This window comes from Pseudoalteromonas sp. NZS37 (assembly GCF_015864265.1).
GTDB classification, from domain to species: domain Bacteria; phylum Pseudomonadota; class Gammaproteobacteria; order Enterobacterales; family Alteromonadaceae; genus Pseudoalteromonas; species Pseudoalteromonas arctica.
Genome location: NZ_JADYXL010000003.1, coordinates 1 through 19643 on the forward strand (window position 1 = coordinate 1; position 19643 = coordinate 19643).

The 19643-nt window shown below is 37.3% G+C and carries 18 protein-coding genes and 2 rRNA genes; 14 read left to right on the forward strand and 6 right to left on the reverse strand.

The window, feature by feature from the left end:
• From I6F47_RS05930 to I6F47_RS05940, 3 genes are all read left to right on the forward strand, one after another.
• Positions 1–86 (forward strand): 23S ribosomal RNA (locus I6F47_RS05930); the annotation flags it as partial.
• Positions 87–297: 211 nt separating this feature from the next.
• Positions 298–412, forward strand: a 5S ribosomal RNA gene (rrf, locus tag I6F47_RS05935).
• Positions 413–1153: 741 nt separating this feature from the next.
• Positions 1154–1789, forward strand: a complete 636-nt coding sequence (locus tag I6F47_RS05940; RefSeq protein WP_197183517.1) for a methyltransferase family protein — start codon at positions 1154–1156, stop codon at positions 1787–1789.
• 253 nt (positions 1790–2042) lie between these two features.
• Here the strand turns inward: I6F47_RS05940 and I6F47_RS05945 are convergent, their stop codons facing one another.
• Genes I6F47_RS05945 through I6F47_RS05955 form a run of 3 tightly spaced genes read right to left on the reverse strand, consistent with a single transcriptional unit; the run spans position 2043 to position 6666 of the window.
• Complete coding sequence (locus tag I6F47_RS05945; RefSeq protein WP_197183518.1) at positions 2043–4064, reverse strand: putative bifunctional diguanylate cyclase/phosphodiesterase; 2022 nt, start codon at positions 4062–4064, stop codon at positions 2043–2045.
• A gap of 4 nt (positions 4065–4068) precedes the next feature.
• Positions 4069–4596, reverse strand: a complete 528-nt coding sequence (locus tag I6F47_RS05950) for a YfiR family protein (protein WP_010553524.1) — start codon at positions 4594–4596, stop codon at positions 4069–4071.
• A 9-nt stretch (positions 4597–4605) separates the two neighbouring features.
• A complete protein-coding gene (locus tag I6F47_RS05955; protein ID WP_197183519.1) occupies positions 4606–6666 on the reverse strand; it encodes a TonB-dependent receptor plug domain-containing protein in 2061 nt (686 codons plus the stop codon).
• A 474-nt stretch (positions 6667–7140) separates the two neighbouring features.
• On the opposite strand from I6F47_RS05955, the gene I6F47_RS05960 reads away from it, so the two are divergent.
• The 4 genes from I6F47_RS05960 (at position 7141) to I6F47_RS05980 (ending at position 11111) form a co-directional block, all read left to right on the forward strand.
• Positions 7141–8019, forward strand: coding sequence for a diguanylate cyclase domain-containing protein (locus I6F47_RS05960; RefSeq protein WP_197183520.1), 879 nt, complete (start codon positions 7141–7143; stop codon positions 8017–8019).
• Positions 8020–8462: 443 nt separating this feature from the next.
• On the forward strand, positions 8463–9479 hold the full coding sequence (locus tag I6F47_RS05970; RefSeq protein WP_197183521.1) for a Kelch repeat-containing protein: 1017 nt from the start codon (positions 8463–8465) through the stop codon (positions 9477–9479).
• A complete protein-coding gene (locus tag I6F47_RS05975) occupies positions 9476–10192 on the forward strand; it encodes an SIR2 family NAD-dependent protein deacylase (protein ID WP_197183522.1) in 717 nt (238 codons plus the stop codon). The genes I6F47_RS05970 and I6F47_RS05975 overlap by 4 nt, the downstream gene beginning before the upstream one ends.
• 121 nt (positions 10193–10313) lie before the next feature.
• Entirely contained in the window at positions 10314–11111 is a 798-nt protein-coding gene (locus I6F47_RS05980) for a response regulator transcription factor (RefSeq protein ID WP_197183523.1), read from the forward strand.
• Positions 11112–11175: 64 nt separating this feature from the next.
• On the opposite strand, the gene I6F47_RS05985 is transcribed toward I6F47_RS05980, so the two are convergent.
• A complete protein-coding gene (locus I6F47_RS05985) occupies positions 11176–12489 on the reverse strand; it encodes a M20/M25/M40 family metallo-hydrolase (protein WP_197183524.1) in 1314 nt (437 codons plus the stop codon).
• Positions 12490–12877: 388 nt separating this feature from the next.
• On the opposite strand from I6F47_RS05985, the gene I6F47_RS05990 reads away from it, so the two are divergent.
• From I6F47_RS05990 to I6F47_RS06015, 6 genes are all read left to right on the forward strand, one after another.
• Positions 12878–13585: an SDR family oxidoreductase gene (locus I6F47_RS05990; protein WP_165723068.1), complete on the forward strand. Its 708-nt coding sequence runs from the start codon at positions 12878–12880 to the stop codon at positions 13583–13585.
• Between the two features lie 548 nt (positions 13586–14133).
• A complete protein-coding gene (locus I6F47_RS05995) occupies positions 14134–14592 on the forward strand; it encodes a hypothetical protein (protein WP_165721575.1) in 459 nt (152 codons plus the stop codon).
• A 105-nt stretch (positions 14593–14697) separates the two neighbouring features.
• Complete coding sequence (locus tag I6F47_RS06000) at positions 14698–15171, forward strand: hypothetical protein (RefSeq protein ID WP_165723113.1); 474 nt, start codon at positions 14698–14700, stop codon at positions 15169–15171.
• A gap of 116 nt (positions 15172–15287) precedes the next feature.
• Positions 15288–15563: a hypothetical protein gene (locus I6F47_RS06005; protein ID WP_197183525.1), complete on the forward strand. Its 276-nt coding sequence runs from the start codon at positions 15288–15290 to the stop codon at positions 15561–15563.
• Between the two features lie 119 nt (positions 15564–15682).
• On the forward strand, positions 15683–16108 hold the full coding sequence (locus tag I6F47_RS06010; protein ID WP_197183526.1) for a hypothetical protein: 426 nt from the start codon (positions 15683–15685) through the stop codon (positions 16106–16108).
• A gap of 163 nt (positions 16109–16271) precedes the next feature.
• Positions 16272–16610: a carbon starvation protein CstA gene (locus I6F47_RS06015; RefSeq protein ID WP_169061347.1), complete on the forward strand. Its 339-nt coding sequence runs from the start codon at positions 16272–16274 to the stop codon at positions 16608–16610.
• Positions 16611–16742: 132 nt separating this feature from the next.
• On the opposite strand, the gene I6F47_RS06020 is transcribed toward I6F47_RS06015, so the two are convergent.
• Both I6F47_RS06020 and I6F47_RS06025 read right to left on the reverse strand, forming a co-directional pair.
• The gene (locus tag I6F47_RS06020; RefSeq protein ID WP_024591546.1) at positions 16743–17423 is read right to left on the reverse strand and encodes an SDR family oxidoreductase; all 681 of its coding nucleotides are present in this window, start codon (positions 17421–17423) and stop codon (positions 16743–16745) included.
• A 55-nt stretch (positions 17424–17478) separates the two neighbouring features.
• Positions 17479–18474 carry a DUF4382 domain-containing protein gene (locus I6F47_RS06025; RefSeq protein WP_197183527.1) on the reverse strand — a complete coding sequence of 332 codons (996 nt, stop codon included), beginning with the start codon at positions 18472–18474 and terminating at the stop codon, positions 17479–17481.
• A 226-nt stretch (positions 18475–18700) separates the two neighbouring features.
• On the opposite strand from I6F47_RS06025, the gene I6F47_RS06030 reads away from it, so the two are divergent.
• Positions 18701–19555: a mechanosensitive ion channel family protein gene (locus tag I6F47_RS06030; protein WP_197183528.1), complete on the forward strand. Its 855-nt coding sequence runs from the start codon at positions 18701–18703 to the stop codon at positions 19553–19555.
• Positions 19556–19643 lie beyond the last annotated feature (88 nt).

A 19643-nucleotide genomic window follows, 5' to 3' on the forward strand; every position in this document is an offset into this window, starting at 1 on the left:
GAAGACTACAACGTTGATAGGCAAGATGTGGAAGTGGTGTGAGCCATTAAGCTAACTTGTACTAATTACCCGTGAGGCTTAACCATACAACGCCAAACGCGTTTTATGTGATAGTGAAACACGCGAAGAAGTTAATATGACTAAAGTAGATATTACTTAGAAAGACTTAAAAAATATTATCAGATATTTTCCAAATTCAAGAGGTGACTCTTAGCGCGTAGCGTTAACATTGAGGCACCTTGCGCAAAGAAAATGGTAGCACTACGTGCTTGTCATTGATTCTTTGCACCTAATTTGCTTGGTGACAATAGCGTTTTGGACCCACCTGATTCCATGCCGAACTCAGTAGTGAAACGAAACAGCGCCGATGATAGTGTAGCATTTGCTATGTGAAAGTAGGACATTACCAGGCTTCAAATTGTAGAAAGCCCGAATCTAACGATTCGGGCTTTTTTACGTCTNCGGGCTTTTTTACGTCTGCAGAAAAGTGAAATGCGCGCAATTAACACACACTCACATCAACACGCAGGGCGGGCGAGCAAAGCGACTCCTGCTGTTAAAATTATAAAAACCTACGCTCTACGATGAGTGCGCAGCATTTTCACTATGACTCTCCACCGCTGAAGATATCATGACATCACACAAGCATTAAGTTGTAGAGCTCCCGAACCTAACGAGCTGGGCTTTTTACATTTTTAGAAAAGTGATTCAGGTATTCCTCTAGAGCGAAGCGTCTCTCAGTGAATAATCTACTTAATTTAACTAGTTAAAGTGGCATCGCCGATGCGAGTGTAGTCTTTCACTGTGACTTCCTAACGCTGAGGGCACTATTGCACTGTACAAAGCTTCAAATTAAAGAAAGTCCTAACCTAAATAGTCGTTTTTTTGCATATATAGAATGTAAAAATATGAGTGAATAATATCAATTCAAATATATAAGCAGATTGGTATTATATAAAAAGTATGAGATCCTCATAAATCAAAGTTATTTTAAATTAATGGTATGAGTTAATGATTACTCGTTAACAAACCTCTGACTTAACTTGTTTATGAAGGCAATGAATACTAATATAATTTCATGACCTTATAACTAAAATTTATTGAGTTAGTTGTTTTAAAATTACTACCAATAATGATTGTGAGCTGTAACTAGATGCCCTATGAAACATTTTTAGATGACTCTACTTCGCTAGTTGAATTTACACGTATTTACTTAGCTGTTTTTTATACTTTTGTTGCGGGGTTTTATACATTTAGAATTATTTATAAAAATCGAGATACACCATCAGGCGTTATTTATCCCGGAGATAAGTTTTGTACTAGTTGGTGGAACCATATGGTTTTTAAATTTTTCAGGGCTGCTATTTGGTTTATATGTGTAATTAGAGTGTTTGTACCTGAGTTAGATAGCTACCTTGGGCTATTCCCAATTCTCAATGGCTGGCCAGGTGTATTATTTGGCGATATTTTATTGAGTGCAGGTTTTATTTTGACGATGTTTGTACATTTTCATATGGCGGCACTTTGGCGTTCAGGAATTGATCCTAAGGGACCACATGAGCTTAAAACATCAGGACTATATGAATACTCTAGGAATCCGATGTATTTAGGTGTTGTAGCTGCACAGGTGGGTTTCTTTTTAGCCTTACCTAGTATATTTAGTTTGACCTGTTTGGTTATTGGTTTTATAGCTATATATAGACAGACGTTAGTTGAGGAAGCTCATTTAGCTCATCGCTTTTCAATACAATATAAAGAGTACAAGCAACTAGTCCCTCGCTGGTTATAGCTTGGGATTAAGCTTTAAATACATGAAATTTTAACGCAAGAGTAAAGAAGTGTTCTGTGTTGGCTTGCTAAAATCTAGCAAGATGGACATAAATCAGATCACTTCTTTTTGTTTTATACCAATTCGCTTAATTAAGTGATCTATTTTGAGGATGGAAAAACGTGTTGATAGCTAGGCAAAGAATTTGCTATTTAGTTGTTCTAAATGAGAATTTTTTAACACAGGTAGCGACACATTTAGCCCCGCAAAATGATTAAGTATTATTGAGGATTGGTATTATATACTTTTTTATAAATTCTTTTTTAGAAATTGCCTTTGAAAAAATGTAGCCTTGAATATAATCGCAAGCAAGCTGCTTTAATAGATCATACTGTTTTTCTGTTTCAACACCTTCCGCTACCACCATTACATCTAGGTTGTGAGCCATAGTGATAATAGCCTTCACGAGAGCAATACTATTATCGTTTGATTCAATATCGCTTATAAATGAGCGATCTATTTTTAAAATATCTATATCTAAGCGCTGTAGATACGCCAAAGAAGAATAACCAACACCAAAGTCGTCAATCGCTATGTCTATATTAATAGTGCTTAAGCGTTTTAATTGTCGCTGTATTGACGAATCTGGATCCATTAAGGTATTTTCAGTGACTTCAATTAAAATAGTGTTGGCGGGTAGTTGGTACTTTTTACTTGCAACAATCCATTCATCCACCCAGCAACCAGCGCGGTCAATTTCAAGAGGTGATGTATTTACACTGACTTGAATTGTCTTTTCACTTAAAACATTGAATTGGACAGTATCTTGAATTGCTTGAGATTTTACCCATTGGCCGATATCGTTTATCAATCCGTTTTTTTCAGCAACAGGTATAAATTCATTAGGCCCTATTAGGCCTCGTTCAGGGTGGTTCCAACGAATAAGGGCTTCAGCTTTAGGTACTGATTTCCCATCAATTGAAAATATAGGTTGGTAATATAATTCAAATTGGTTTTTTACAATTGCAGTGCGTATCTCTTCTATCAGGCGACGCTTTTCTGTGGCTTTTTCTTCGATAGCATAGGAGAAAAACTCATAGCGATTCCGCCCTTTATTTTTAGATAAATACATCGCTTGATCAGCACGTCTAACAAGCTCTTCTACTGTTAAACCATCAGCAGGGAAAAACGTTAAACCTATGCTTGCGGTAACATAGACTGTTTCTTTTTTTATTTTAATGCTCTGCATTAAACTACTTTTTACAGCTTCGGCAATTTTTGATGCTTCATCAGGGCTACTTACACCCTCTAAAATTAATGTAAATTCGTCTCCACCTAAGCGTGCTACTGTATCTTTTGTTGTTATACAGCTTTGCAGCCTCGTTGCTACCTGGTGTAATAATAAATCACCGTAGTCATGTCCAAGGCTGTCGTTTACTTCTTTAAAACCATCTAAATCTATAAATATAAGTGCGAATTTCATTCCTTTAACACTTACTAAGCTTTGTAGTTTTTCGTAAAAATACCGTCTATTTGGTAAATCGGTTAACCCGTCTTGGTAAGCATATTGTTGCAACTGAATATTTGCATTTTCAAGTTCATTAGTACGAAGCCTAACTTGGTTTTCTAATGAGCTTTCTCTTTGCTCAATGTTGTATAGCATATCGTTAAAACAAGAAGTTAACTGTCCGACTTCATCTTGTGATAGTTGTTTAGCGCGTAAACTATAATCATGTGACGTTGTTATTTTATTTGCTGTTTGTGCTAAATATAAAATAGGGTTTAAAAAGCGGCGCCTTAGCAAAAGGGATAAAATGAGGCTGATAGCAAAGGTAAAGACCATCAAAATCATTATAAATTTAAAGTAAAAAGTGATTCTGTCTTGAATGTAACTGTTGTTAGCGCGTATTTTTAATATACCATAATCATGCATATCAAGCTGAAGGGGGGTATTAACCTCAATGCTTTGTTCTATTTCTTCATTTTCGGCTTGAGCAATAACAAGTTGTTCACCAGTCATACTCGTTACCATTATACTAATAACATCTGAGCGTATAAGTATTGGGTTTATAAGCTCTTGTACTGCATCTATATCATTAAACATAAGTGCAGCAGTTATATTGGGTGAAAGCATTTTAGACAGCGACCCCAGGCTTTCTATTTGTTCTTCTTTAGCGCTGGTGATTTCATAAGCACTAAATACAATGGTTACTGTAGCGGTTGATACAAGTGCGACACTCATTAAGATGAATAATAATTTTTTGCTCATTGTATTTAATGCAAATAGTTTTTTCATTGCATTACCTATCTACAACGCGTGCAAGTCGTAGTACTTTTGAACTCATAGTAATGCCTGCATCTTTAAGCTGTTGTGGTGCAATTTCAAAGCGAATTTTACCACTGGAAAGAAAGAATCTGATATGGCCGCCATTTTCAATAAATGAGTCTGTTTCACCAATGACCATAATATTTTTTAGATCTAAAGGAGTTATGTTTTGCCACTGAGCAAATGTATCTGAGGTGATAAATAGCATGTTACACGCAGATGTTGTGACTTCATCAAGAGTGACTAATTTATTATGTAAAGGTAATTTTTTTATAGTGCGATTTTTTAGAGCGGTGTTAGCCACATCAATAAAGTATTTATCAGGGCTACAAATAGTAAATTGATCAAGGGGTTCTAAATGAGAATCCCAGTGTCCAAAACGTGCAAAGTTATACAAGAAGCCTGCTTTTAGCATGTATTCTTTTTCAACAGCGTCAACGCTGGTACTTAAAAGTACCAAGGCTATTAAGCTTCTGTGAATTAGACTTCTTAATTTAATCATCTAATTAGCTTAGAAATTTGCTGAAATTGTAAACGTAATACATTCATCAATATAGTTTGGTAATGTATAGGTTTCGCGCGTATTACTGTACTCAATATGTGAACCTGAAAATAGGTTTTTACCCGAAACTGCAGTAGACCACACAGGCGTAGCCTGCCAATTCCAACTAATATCTAGCGTTGTGTAATTATCAGTATTATATGCATTTGAGTTTACTGCTCGTAATGTCGCAAACACATTATGGTTGGTTAAAAAAGAATAATCGGCTTTTGCAAATAACTGCCTGTTTTTAGAGTCATACCCGATAGCGGGCTCTACTCTAGGAGGTAAATCGTAGTTATAATCGGTGTAACTATAACCAAACTCAGTATTGAGATTATCAATTGGTTGCCATGATACTACTAAGTCGAACCCTTTAGTGGTTGTGTCTGCTACAGATGCAAAGTCTAAATCTATACGAGTCATTGTTAGTGCTTGAAATACTTCTGGAATTCTCCCTACTAGAAATAAATCAAGTATAGGAGTGAATTGTTCAGCATGCGTATTCATATCAATAACCGCTACGTTTTTAGCATCGGTATAATAAGTAGAAAGATCTAATGACCAATCGTTAGCAGTAAAACGGTAGCCTAATTCATAAGATAGATAGTTTTCTGATTTAACTTTGTCATTACCATTTAGGTAGGTTGCAATTCGGTAGTCGTCTATTTGGTCAAAGCCTGAACTTAAACCGGTAAGATCTTTAATTTCTGTACCATTAACTTTAAAGTTGTCGTTAAATTCAATTAATGTTGGTGTACGTACACTTCGCGATATTGCGCCCCAAGTAAGGTGGTTATCTACTGGTTTGTATATAAGTCTTGCTGATGGTTGATTTTCCCAGCCAGTTAAATCGTTATGATCAAGCTTAGTACCAATAATAAAGTCGAGAGTGTCAGGAGTAACATTGTATTGAGCTTGAACAAGTGCACCATATTGTTTGAGGCTATCAAAGTTTTTATCGCTATCTAAAAATACGCTTTCTGCGAAAGATATAGAATTGTATCGGTAGTTCAACCCCCAATCTAACTGTAGAGATTGATATATAAAGTTCATTTGATAATCAATATCTATAGATTCAAAGTCTTCTTTAATATAATTTTGAGAGCCATTTTGTTTAAGCCAAGAAATTTGTAGCATTTGATTGGCATCTGGCGACATTCTGTTTTCAAGGCGCGCCATTATGCGCGAGTCTGTTCGCTTTAAATCATCTGAAAATGAAATGTTTTCGTTGGTTTCATCGACAACACCTCGGTAGTTTTGGCCAAGTGTGGAATGAGTTACATCACCCTGGAGTAGTGCTGACCACTCATCATTAGGGGTAAAGTCAGCTCTAAAACCTAAAGAGTTTTGTTTGGTTGTGTCATTAGGGGGAAGTGAGATGCCTTTTTGGGATTCATTCGCATCTTTTAAGTGCCCATACACTCGGTAGCTGCCTATGTTACTTATATCACCACCGTAGCGAAGATTAGCATCAACATTTATTTGATTACCAGTTGTTACACTTGCGTGTCCACCGCGAGTATCAATACTATTTTTAGTAATGATATTAATAACGCCATTATTTGCGTTACTTCCCCAAAGTAATCCGCCTTGTCCGCGTATAACTTCAATACGTTCAATATCGTACAAAGGAACGTTGAGTGTTTCCCAATAAACAGCGGCAAACTTTGGGGTATATAAGCTTTGTCCGTCAATCATAACCAATAATTTGCTTGAAAAGCGAGAGGCAATGCCTCTTGAGGAAATGGCCCATTGATTGTTATCGAGCTGACGGACAATTAAACCCGGCACCATTTTTAGTGCTTCAGGTACTGATGTAGCACCAGATTTAGTAATTTGTTCTTTACTTAATACATAAATAGATGAGGCGGTATCAAATGCTGATTGTGCTCTTTTCATCGCAGAAGTCGCTTGCACATCCATACCCATTAAAGCATCAAGATCGAGATCTTCATCTTCAAACGGCTCAGCCGTTATAAGAGGGCACACAAAAAGTAATGGCCAAAATAAACGTTGTGATATTTTCACCCAAAAATCTCCTGCGCAATCAAAAAATCAAAAACAATGACTGTTTTTGTAATACATGTGATATCACACAATATTAACATACATTAACAGCGTAAAAGTATAAATGCGATTAAATCAAAATAACTAATGTTGTAGTAGTTAAAAATTTAACTACGGCCAATAAAACAATAAAAAATACAGTAGATACATTTTATACAAGTACATTTATTAAAGAGTAAAAAAATAGAAGTTACTGAGAGCTATATGGTTATTTACAATTTAAAATTTAGGCTATTTTTGAAGGACTTCAAAGTATTTTGCGGTTATTGATTATTTAACTTTGCATATCATGCTTTTGCAGGGCGATATTAATTATACGTGCACGATTAATCTAACTTTGTATTAATTATTAGTGTAGTTTCAATTACCTTTGCTTTTATTAAAGGTATATAGAATACTTAAATTCGCTTGGTTTTGCTTTAAAGGCACCAGAGTATGATGAAAAATGAATTGATTAATGTAGAAGAAGTACTCGATTTAATGCTTGATGCTGTGTGTGTGGTAGATAAACAAGGCACATTTGTTTTTGTAAGTGCTGCATTTGAGCAAATTTTTGGTTATACAGCCGATGAAGTTGTTGGCAAAAAAATGATTAATTATGTTTACGAAGGTGATCATTACAAAACGCATAATGCCGTAACATCGCTATTGTCTGGCGAAACGGTAAACCCTCGCTTCGAAAACCGCTGGATGAGAAAAGATGGTCAAGTAGTCCATATATTATGGTCTGTTCGTTGGTCAGAGCAACATCAAGTAAGAATTGCAGTAGCGCACGATATAACTGAGCGAAAAGTAATGGAAGAGCAGCTCCATTACATGGCACGGCACGATGTATTAACAGGTCTGCCTAATCGATCTTTATTGATGGATCGATTAGAAAAGGTAATTGTTAGTGCAACCAGAGACAACACATTTTTTTCCTTACTGTTTATAGACATAAATGGTTTTAAAGCAGTAAACGATACTCACGGACACGAAACTGGCGATAAGCTTTTATGCGCCATTTCAAATAGGCTCTCAGCATCGGTCAGGCACTACGATACAGTAGGGCGTTTAGGCGGAGATGAATTTTTAATTATTTTAGATAATTTAAGTTCTAGCCACGAAACTTTCAGAATCAAAAATAAAGTCCTCACTGAGTTTAAGGCCGTCTTTAAGTTAGGTGACGTACTATTAAATATTTCACCTAGTATTGGTATTGCAAACTACCCAGAGCACGGTCAAACAGATCACGAACTTATAAAATATGCCGACCAAGCTATGTATAAAAATAAACAACGAGGATTAGATAACGTAACCTACTTACCTCAGTAACTAAGCTGAATTACCACCTTAGATTAAACAATAGTCAAAACGCCCTTAACTATAATACCTTACTTGCCGCCATATTTTTAATATCGGTTTGCCAGTGCTGCGCTAAAAAGTCGATGAAAGCACGCACTGCCGTTTGCTGATAATTACGTGATAAATAAACTGTCCACAAATTATGTCCAGATGATAATGAAGGCGATTACCGTGTTGGCAGCAATACATTTTTTACGAATGATACAGGCGAAAGTAAGGTATCGGTCACTGATTATGCAACCGCAATGATTGATGAAGCGCAAAATGCGGCGCACGTTAATAACCATATTAGTATTGCCTACTAATATGGTTACTAATCAAAAGCGTTTGATTATTTAGATATAACAATACTGGCTCACAAGGTTAAAATAATTTAATCTGAGCGTATTAATTCTTATTAAATTATTTGCCTTATGAGCCTTCTTTTTTCTCTTGCGTTAGCAAGCCTTCCCGCTTTACCAGAGCCAGTTGCTAATAATGCTGTGGCTAAAGTTACAGTACAAAACCAAACCTATTTTTTAAGCTTTATGGGGCTGGGGCGCGATAAACAATACTCGTCAGTGCATAACAAAGTGTGGGCGCTTAAAGTTGGCGATTCACAGTGGCAATCTAAAACTGGTGTGCCTTCAAGCTTGCCATTAAAAGGGCGCTTAGCAAGCACCGCAGTCGGCTTAGGCGAGTACGCTTATGTGTTTGGCGGCTATACGGTAGCAGAGAATCATACTGAAGTTTCAAGCCCCGACGTATATAAGTACGACGTAATAAAAGATATCTACACTCATCTTGCGAGTATGCCAGTACCCGTAGACGATAGCGTAGCGCTGAGCTACAAAGCGCGTTACATTTATCTAATTAGCGGTTGGCATAACGACGGCAACGTAAACTTAGTGCAAGTGTACGACACGCAAAATAATACATGGCAACAAGCCTCGCCATTTTTAGGTGAGCCCGTATTTGGCCAAGCTGCTGCAATTAGCGATAATACCATTGTTATTTGTGATGGCGTTAAAACACAAGCTAATCCTGATTCGCGTCGCTCGTTTGCAGGTGTAGCACAGTGCTTAAAAGGCACAATAGATTCAACTAACCCACAAAAAATAGATTGGCGTACGTTGCCACATCCAACGGGCAGCGCTCACTATCGAATGGCTGCTACCAGCTATAATGGCAATATTTATATGATGGCAGGCTCTAATAACCCATATAACTACAGCGCAATAGGCTACGACGGCAAACCTGCACCAGCAAGTGACCATGTTTGGCGCTTTAGTATCGAAAAAAACGAATGGCAGGTTTTATCCTCAGTTGAAGTAAAGAGTATGGATCATCGTGGTTTACTTGAGCACAGCGGTGTTTTATATCGAATTGGCGGTATTGATAACAGTCAGCAAGTAAGCGCTAACGTACTCGGTTACGAGGCGCCAAAGTGAATACCCTTTACATTACCGGAGCGGGAGTCAGCGCAGCCAGTGGTATTCCCACCTTTAGAGGGGAGGATGGTTATTGGACCATTGGCAGTAAAAATTATACGCCTATGGAAATGGCAACGCGCGCAATGTACCAAAACGCCCCTAAAGAGTTTTTAGCATGGTATTACCATCGCTTTGCAACGTATCGCAACCATGGCCCAAACGACGTACACCATTGGCTAAGTGACAAAAACCTAATTACTCAAAACATAGATGGGCTTGATGGCAAAGCAGGTAATAAAAACTACATTGCTATTCATGGCAGGCTTGATCAAATGACCTTATTTCACCATCAAGGCGATGACGTAACCCCTTTTACCGCTCCGTGGGAAAAGGTTGATGAAAGCTGCTTGCACAACTCTTTATTTGATGTGTTTAATATTCAAAACCAAGCACCTGAGCTTAATTACTCTTTTAAACCCTTTGTTTTATTGTTTGATGAGTACTACACCGAGCTTTATAGAATTAGCGAAGCGCAAAAGCGTATGAGCAACGCCGATAAAATCGTATTTATGGGTACCTCGTTTAGCGTTAACATTACGCAAATGGCAATTGAAATAGCCCGAAATTACGACATTCCTGTTGAAGTGGTTGACCCTGAGCCTGCACATATTTTGCACGCTAACGTGACATATAAAAAAATGAATGCATTAGATTACATTCAATCTAATTAAGAAGTGCTATATTTTAAAGGGATTGATAATGTTTTCTTAAATATTACAATCTCTTTATATAATATTAACGAGTCAAAAATGTTATTATTATCCTGATTATAACAATACTAAAGAGATCTGAATGAGCGACTTAACTGCAATAGCAAACTTGTCCATTTTACTTGTAGAGCCTTCAGAGGTTCAGCAAAAAATAATAATAAAATCGCTTTTAGAAAGTGGTGTAAAACAAGTTGAAACTGCATCTACACAAACACAAGCGCTTAGCTTATTAGCAAGTTATCACCCTGATCTAGTTATAAGCTCTATGTATTTATCTGACGGGACAGCCGACTCACTATTGCAAGAAATAAGATCAAATCTTATCACCGAGCATCAACCTTTTATGCTTATATCGAGCGAGCGTAATAAAAAATACCTTGAGCAATTACGTCAATCGGGTGTTCTAGCTATTTTGCCTAAGCCTTTTAGCGCAAAAGCCATTACCCGCGCACTCAAAGCAACCCTCGATATTATAAGCGAAGAAGAAGTAGAACTTGATCATTTTGACGTAACGCTGCTGCGAGTTTTAGTGGTAGACGACAGCCGCTTTGCGCGTAAACACATAATACGCGTACTTGCGGGTATGGGAATACCAGAACCAATAGAAGCTGAAAACGGTAAAGAAGCTATTGAGCACTTAAATAACCAATCGTTTGACTTAATTGTAACCGACTACAATATGCCAGAAATGGACGGACGAGAACTAACAGAAACCGTTAGAAGCTCAAATAGTTACTCACATATTCCTATTTTAATGGTGAGCTCAGAGGCAAACGAAACGCACCTAGCAAATATAGCTCAAGCGGGAGTTGATGCTATTTGTGATAAACCGTTTGAACCGGCCACAGTGCGAGAATTATTGTTTAAAATAATGTCTTAAAAGTAAGTACAAGCGTAGGACTGTTATTATTTGGCCTACGCTCACCTTTAAAATACATTTACTATTACAGTTTTCCTAATCTATAAATGAGTAATGCAGTTTTTTTAATGTTTTTATCAAGGCTGGTTAAATCGGCTGTTTCGTTTTTAGTGTGCGCGCCGCTGCCCATCAAACCTAAACCATCAAGTGCCATATCAACATGATTTGCCGCAAACGAAATATCAGCTGCACCTGCGTTGCGAGGGTTGGCGGCTACTACTTTGTTGAAGCCTAAATCATGGCTTGCGTCGCTGTATAATTCTAATAGCTTTTTATTGCCATCAGTTAATGCCATTGGCGGGTAACCGTCTTCAAAAATAAGCTCTGCTTTACTGCCATTTAAACTGTTGCTAGCAATGAGTTGCATTGATCTTTTTGCGTTTTCGAATTGCTTTGGCGATAGTGCGCGTAAATCACCTGCTACATGCACGGTTTGTGCTATTACATTACTTTTACCAAACGCCGTTGCTGACGAATTAGCACTGTCGTAGTCGGCATTTGTACCACCTACAATAAGCCCTGGGTTAAATGTTAAATTAGGTTGCGTGGCAAGTTGCTCTCTAAAATCATTTAAAATGCGTGATGCTTCGTAAATAGCGCCATAACCAACGCTTTCGCTAAATATTTGTGACGAATGCGCTGCATTTGCCGTTACATTTAGCGTCCAGCCTGTATAACCACGGCGCGCCGCCATAGCAGTTTTTATATTGTTATCGCCATTTTCATAACCAAGCGCTACGTCAGCCCAAATTGCCGCATCAACAATAGCTTGTTTAGATAAGCTAAGCGGGCGACCGCTGCTTTCTTCATCGCCGGTTAGTAACACTTTTATGCTTACATTTTCGAGTAAATTAAGGGCTTGTAAGCTTTTAAGTGCAGTAATTATTACCGTGTTACCGCCTTTCATATCGGCAACGCCTGGGCCACTTGCGGTGTTTTCATCAAGCTGTTTGTAAGTAGTAAAGTTATCGTTTTTGGCAAATACCGTATCTAGATGGCCGATCATCAGTATTTTTATTGCATCGGGATCATTACTCTCATGGGTTGCTAATACATGTCCTGCGCGGTTGAACGCACTGCCATCAAGCCATTCTACTTTAAAACCTATGGCTTTAAGCTGCTCGCTTGTCAGCGCACCTACTTTTTTTACACCTTCAATATTAAGCGAACCGCTATTAATATTTACGGCTTGCTCTATTTCTTGCAGTGCTTGGGGAATATTTTTATCGACCTGTTTTACTATTTCACGCTCATTTTTATCAAGCGCAGCATGGCTTGTAAGCGGTAAGGTACTAGCAAGTGTGAGGATAAGTGCATGGCTAAATTTTAAAAATGACATAACAGCATAATAAGTGAGAAATAAGAGTATTTAATATGAAGTAAAAATACAGAGGATTCAATAGGAGTAGGTTGTGATTTTTAACTAATTTTATAAGTAATAACGAGCTACAAGTTTAAGGGTGAACGCGTTATTAGTTTAAACACAGGTATTTAAAATATAACCTTTTAACTAATAATCAAGCTGTGCAACTAAACAGCAATTTGCCTGATATTACTGACCTCCACCATTTTGGATTTTTGCTACATTTAGAAAAGTTGAGACTGAACTAACTGTTTACAAATACTTATTTTATAGCTAGGGTAAAATCATTGTAATATAAGGATATTTGTCATTTTTTAGGTGACAAATGTCGTAGACTAAATTGTAAGATTCATAGGTATACACAATGAATAACTTAGTTGTATTAATAACGGGTGCTAATAGGGGAATCGGTTTCGAATTAGCCAGACAATACCTTATAAATGGATGGACAGTAATTGCTACCTGTAGAAATCTAGAAACGGCGGTTGGTCTAGTTTCATTGCAAGGTAACTTTCCAAATAAATTGTCGATTGAATTAATGGATATCACTTGCCCTGAAAAAATTAAGGCGTTGGCAAGTAAACTTAATGAGGAAAATATTAAATTAGATTTAATAGTAAATAATGCGGGATATTTGGATCGAGAAAACACAAGTATCCATACTATTAATTACGCTAATGCCGAAATGTGTTTTAAGGTGAATTCACTTGGACCACTATATTTAACTCATTGCTTTTTACCTTTAATAAATAAAAAACGCTTATGTAAGATAGCCGTTATTTCTTCTGCTATGGGATCTTTGTCGCTAGAACAAAGTGTGGATTGGTATGGTTATCGAATGTCTAAAGCAGCAGCCAATATGCTAGTAGTGAACTTATCACAAGAACTTGTTAATGATAATGTGGCTGTGGTAGCTGTTCACCCCGGTTGGGTTCAAACCGATATGGGTGGCTCTACAGCAAGTGAAAATGTTGTAGATTCGGCTCTTGGAGTTATGAACGTTATTCTGAATTTATCTATTGATAATACGGGAAAGCTTTATAGTTTTAATGGTGATGAGTTACCGTTCTAATAAATATAACAACACGCTATGAGGTGGATAACTAGTAAAGTCAGCTATTAATTGCAAATTTTAAAACTGCTGAGCCTCTTCGTTTTAAGGCTATTAAATACGTCAATTCATCGTAGGGTGTTAACGCGGTTTAAGATCCATAACCCATTCATGCAGCGCTCTAGGTATGTAAGTGAGAAATAAGAGTATTTAACATGAAGTAAAAATACACAGGATTCAATAGAAGTAGATTGTGATTTTTAACTAATTTTATAAGTAATAACGAGTTACAAGTTTAAGGACCATGGGGTGTACGCATTATTGGTTTAAACACAGATATTTAAAATATAACCTGTTAACTAAGTAGCCATTATTACAACATAGCAATATGTCTTATATTACTGATCTCCACCATTTTGGGGTTTTGCTACATTTAGAAAAGGTAAGGCGAATCTAACTAACTGTTTACAGTTGTTTATTTTATAGCTAGGATAAAATCATTGTAATATAAAGACATTTGTCGGTTTGTAAAACGACAAATGTCGTAGACTAAATTGTTAGGTAGCTAAATGGAATTTGATAACTGGTTCACGCCTTTTGAACTCGGAGAGGTTTGGTTAATAGATCTTTCTTGGGGTACCAAAGAGTGGACGCTTGAAAAAGCAGATGGCGTTAAATATATAATCTCAGGAAGTGATAAACACGAAAGTACTGAATTAATCGTTCGTGTATTTCATGAAACTAGTGAGACTATTTATGAAATATCCTATGAATCCGTTAATGGCTACCGCTGCCTAGATGAACATGGGTTAACTGAGATATGGAATGGGAATCCACCTAAAGCCAATACATTTAAAGTTAAAGGTCACGGCTGGCAGCAAGAAAGCCCATTAACTTTTTTTATGGGTAATTCTGATGAGTGGGCTCATTTAATTGTCACTAAAGATGAGTGTTTAGAAGTGATTTGTCAGGATGCTCCAACTATTAGAGCAATTGAAAAAGTAGCTCCTGTGAAAGCCGCTACCTAACAAGGGTTTTCAAGACGGACAAATTACAGTTGGCTTTTTGTTCGTGCCTCACCTATTTTAGCCAACTGTAATTTGCCGCTTAAAACGGCGTTAGGTGTTTTCAGAATGCGGTTAACTTTGATAGTATTATCGATATTTTATAGTTCTTTTTTATTTGCTCATAAAGATACTGGGGTTAAAATCCAAGATGATGGAGTTTTAATTGGTCTTCCGCAGAAATATGAACCTGCATCATTTGATCGTAAATCATTAACTCTTCAAATTGCAGATAAAAAGTTAATTATGCCAGAGTGCCTTTCAAAGTATTTTGGAGATAATAGTACATTTATGTATTCATTGGATATATCAAGTTCTTGGTATCATAATTTAACGCGTTTACCACCATATTTAAATATGACTATAACTCCCGACAATCAAAATATTGAATATACTATTAGGTTTAATATGAACACCTTAGAAGTAATGAAAGGGTATAGTTTGCCTAAAAAAAGAGGAGTTCAAGGTGTCAGGTATAGTTTAGAACCACTTGGCTTTACATCAGAGTGCTTAACATCTATTAAAATAGTTTCGGTGGAATAAACACCTAACAAGGGTTTTCAAGCCGGACAAATTACAGTTGGCTTTTTGTTCGTGCCTCACTTATTTTAGCCAACTGTAATTTGCCGCTTAAAACGGCGTTATATGGCAAGGCGAATATGGCTAATTTTGCAGGTTTAAATTTACATGATGCAACTCTAATTAATATTGAATTTGATTGGGCAAATGCTTTAACGTTTGTAAGCTTTAAATTGCATCTTGAGAAAGTAGTAATTAAGTTTAGTGATTGTACAAATGTATCTATTCCTCATGAAAATCTTTGGGGACAATCGGCTTCTGTAAATGCAATTAGACAAGATGGTAATACGTTTAAAATTGAAATGCAGTCTGGTGATATTATTTCAGTAAATTCAAGCTCTTTCTCTGTAGAGTAATTGCCATATAACAAGCCACTAAAGCAGGACTCGTAACAGTTGGCTCGGTTCCGCTTCGCTTCACATTTTAGCCAACAATTAGTCGCCTCTTAGTGGGGCGTTATAAGGCGTAATCAAGTATGGATAAACAAGCGAGGATGAAGCTTCGTAGAAAAGCTGGTTATAGAGATTTGCCTAAACCACAGGTCAAATATCAGGGGCCAGAGTATTCTATGTCTTTTGCTTGTTGTGAATGTAAAACCTCAAACATGCGACAATTCAATCTTGAACCATGTCATTACCCCAAAGTAATTGAGTGTCCTGTTTGTAAAGGTGTAGCTGTAAATTTAGGCCGTCATTTTAAACCACCTAAAAAATCAGATACGGCACAATGGAAAAAAGTAGAGTTTTTAATTGAGCATGGTTTTGTATTCCAAAAAATTCGACTAATTAAAAACAGCTACGAGAGTGTGCCTTATCCAGAAACTCTAGCGCAAGCTAAAGAGTTTGTTGTAAAGTATGAAACGTATGCAGTTAAAACGTCATATAACAAGACGATCCAATAAGGACAAAAAACAGTTGGTTTTGTTCCAGCGTGAATTACAGTGACACCCAACCTAAATCTTGTAATGCTTTAAAAACGCTTAGGGTTAATTAAAGGAGCTCATTTTTTAATTGAATTTGGCTGTTGGAGTTATTTTACAGTCTCGTTAGTTGCCAAGGATAATAATGAGAACATTTCAGCTTTTAGGTTTTATACTTGCGATTGTTGGGTTTATTTTAGGCTACGTGATGCTAGCCCCAATTGATGGTGAAGCATCCGACGCTTCAGCAGGAGGTACAGGCATAGGCATTATGTTTATGGTGTTACCTATACTTGGTTGGTCTGCGTTAATATTAGTGCCCTCTTCAGTAGCATTGTTCAACCATGAAATAAGAGAACGCACTTATTTCAGAGGCAATTTTTGGCTAAACCTTTGGAAAGTAAACCTAGTTATTTCTTTTGGATATATTGCCGTTGTCCTATATTTTTCTTACATATGGTTTAAGGACAGCATTGGCAATTAACAAGACTTTAAATGCCTAATACCTTTAATTCATTCTTACCTACTAACATCTAACCCAAACTAAGCACTAACAACCATCAGGTTTAACGCCATTAGCATTAAACCTGACAGCCCGAACTCAACCAAGCAACATTTAATTAGTTGGCATTAAATAAATCTCGCGTACGCTGTTGCGCTGGTTTGCTTCAATAGCAAACAATACCGCGTCGGCTACATCTTGCGGATCGAGTTTGTCGGGTTTAGCTTCATCAAAAAACGGGGTGTTTACCATGCCTGGGGCTATGGTTGTGCAGCGGCCGTTCCACTCACTCATTTCCTCAGCTAAGTTTTGTCCAAAGCCATAAGCAAACCATTTAGTTGCACCGTAAATAGAGCCGCCGATTGGCTTACGGCCAGCGGCAGAGCTGGTTAATATAAAGTGACCTTTATTTTGGCGTAAATGCGGCAGTGTTAATTTTGCAGTCCACAGTAGGGCTTTAATGTTTATGTCAATCATGGTTGACCACTCATCGGGATCACCTTTTTCGGTGCCAGCGGTTGAAACACCCATACCCGCGTTAGCAAAGGCTACATCTAATCGGCCAAACTTTTCAATGCCTTTGGTAACTACGTTTTCAAGCGCGGTAAAGTCGGTTGCATCTGCGGCTACGCTCAGTGCGTTATCTGATCCTAGCTCGGCAACAAGTTGGTTAAGTTGCTCTTCTCTACGGGCGGTTAATATAACTTTATGACCGTTGTTTACTAAGGTTTTTGCCGTTGCTTCACCAATGCCACTAGAAGCGCCGGTTATGAGTACTATTTTCTCTTTTGCCATGGTTTTTTCCTTATTAACAAATGAATAAAGGCGCAGCTCAATGTGCGCCATGCAGTTATTGCGCTATGTCAAAATTGACTGATAAATCGTCAGCTTGCGTTAGGCTAATTTGTTTTAGTTGATAAATATTAAAATCAGCATCTATTTGCTCTGCATCGTCTAGGTGTGCGCTACATGTATAAGCAAGTTGGTAGTCGCCTGGTGTTATGAATGCGAGTTCAAATTCGTATTCATTATCGTCTGCATCAAATACAACATTGGCAGTAGCTAACGGAGCGTTATCAGGCGTTTGGTCATCTATTCCATGAATATCTGTTGGGGTTTGTGCTTGCGCAGAGTAAAGGTAAACAGCATGGCCAAATGATGAATCATCAGCAGCAAGATCAATGTTATCAGTCTCGCAATTGTTTATAAGTGTTTGGCTTACAGTGCCTTCAATATCTTGTGATTCAGAGAGGTTTTGCAAACGCACACCGCGAGGTTTTAAAAATACTTCGTTATTATTTTGTGGATCAACCAATGATTTTTTTAAATCAAACTCTAATACAAACTCGTTGTCGGTTTGATTGAGTGTAAAGCCATCTAGCTGAATTTCGCCCACGCCATCATTACCTTTTCTTTTTACGATAAGCGGTGCAATGCTGCCGTCTTCATAAACTACGTGAGATGTTAAGCTAAGGTTGTTTGTGTCGCCGTTTATTACTTGCGCGCGGATCCACGAATAATCACCTGCAGGTACTTCTTGATCGTCAAGTAATTGAAAAATATCGTCGCCCGTATAGTCTAGTAAATTGACCATTTGCGCTAAGGTGGAATCGTTTTTAGAGCGAGTTTCAAAGCTAACTTCTTCACCTTCTTGGGCTTTAATTGTTATTGAATCAAATACAACGTTAACTTGTTTTAAACCAGTGACTGGAGCGTCGGAAATACCTAAACTAAAAGTTGCTTTATCACTTGTTTGTGGGGTTGTTTCAGCATCGTCATTTGATGAGCCGCAGCCTGCTAAGGCAAAAATAATAGCGCTACTTAATATTGTTGATTTAAAGTTCATGGTTGTTTCCTCTTATTTGATTTGTTAAGTGTATGTATTTGACCCTTAACCTAAATTGAATTAAAAATATGAGGAGTTAGAACTTTAACATACTGTTTTAAAACGTTTTTAATTTCATAGATTTAATCGTTTTTTACTATATACTCGCGCCACTTCTTTTGAAGTCGGTTTTTATTAGATTTAACCATTATTTTGCTGAGTTTCAGCCACATTTATCGGAACAAACATGAAAGATAAACTCTTAGCGTTTTGGCAAAGCCATTCAGAAACAATCATCACTTTAGGATACAAAGTGATTTTAGCGTTGGTGATTTTAATTGCGAGTGCCTTAATTGCACGCTCGGTTAAAAAAGCGATTAAAAACTCTAAATCGCCATTAAAAAGAGTGGATAGTACGCTGCTTCCTCTTTTATCGAGTATTGCTGGTTATTTAGTTTATATAATTGGTGGGCTATTTATTTTAGATATTTTTGGCGTTAATACGGCCAGTTTAATTGCGCTAATGGGTGCTGCTGGTTTAGCGATTGGTTTAGCCCTTAAAAATACGCTGAGCAATATTGCTGCGGGTATTATGCTGCTAATACTCAGACCTTTTAAAATAGGCGACTTTGTTGATGCCAGTGGCACGCTTGGTACTGTGAGTGAAATAAACTTGTTTACCACTATTTTTAAAACCACCGACGGTCTTTATATCGCATCGCCTAACGGCAAAGTGTGGGGTGGCAATATTAAAAACTTTACCCGTAATGGCAAAAGACGAATGGACATAGTGGTGGGGATTTCGTATGCCGACTCTATTGACGTTGGCTTAAATGTACTTAAAGAATTAGCCGCATCAGAGAGCCGATTACTTGCAGAGCCTGCACCTAAAGTAATGGTGACATCAATAGGCGAAAGCGCAGTGAACATTCAATTACGTGCGTGGACTGTTAATGGTGATTATTGGCAAACTGTGTGGGATTTAAATAAACGCGTTAAAGAAGCAATTGAAGGTGCTGGGCTGAGTATTCCGTTTCCGCAGCGTACGCTGCATATATCTGAGTCTATGGCGTCGGCAATAACTGTTAACAAAGATGCTTAAATATGTATTAACATAAACACAAATAAAAATAGCGAGCCTTGGCTCGCTATTTTTGTATTAGCCGTAGTATTAGCCTTTGTGTTAACTG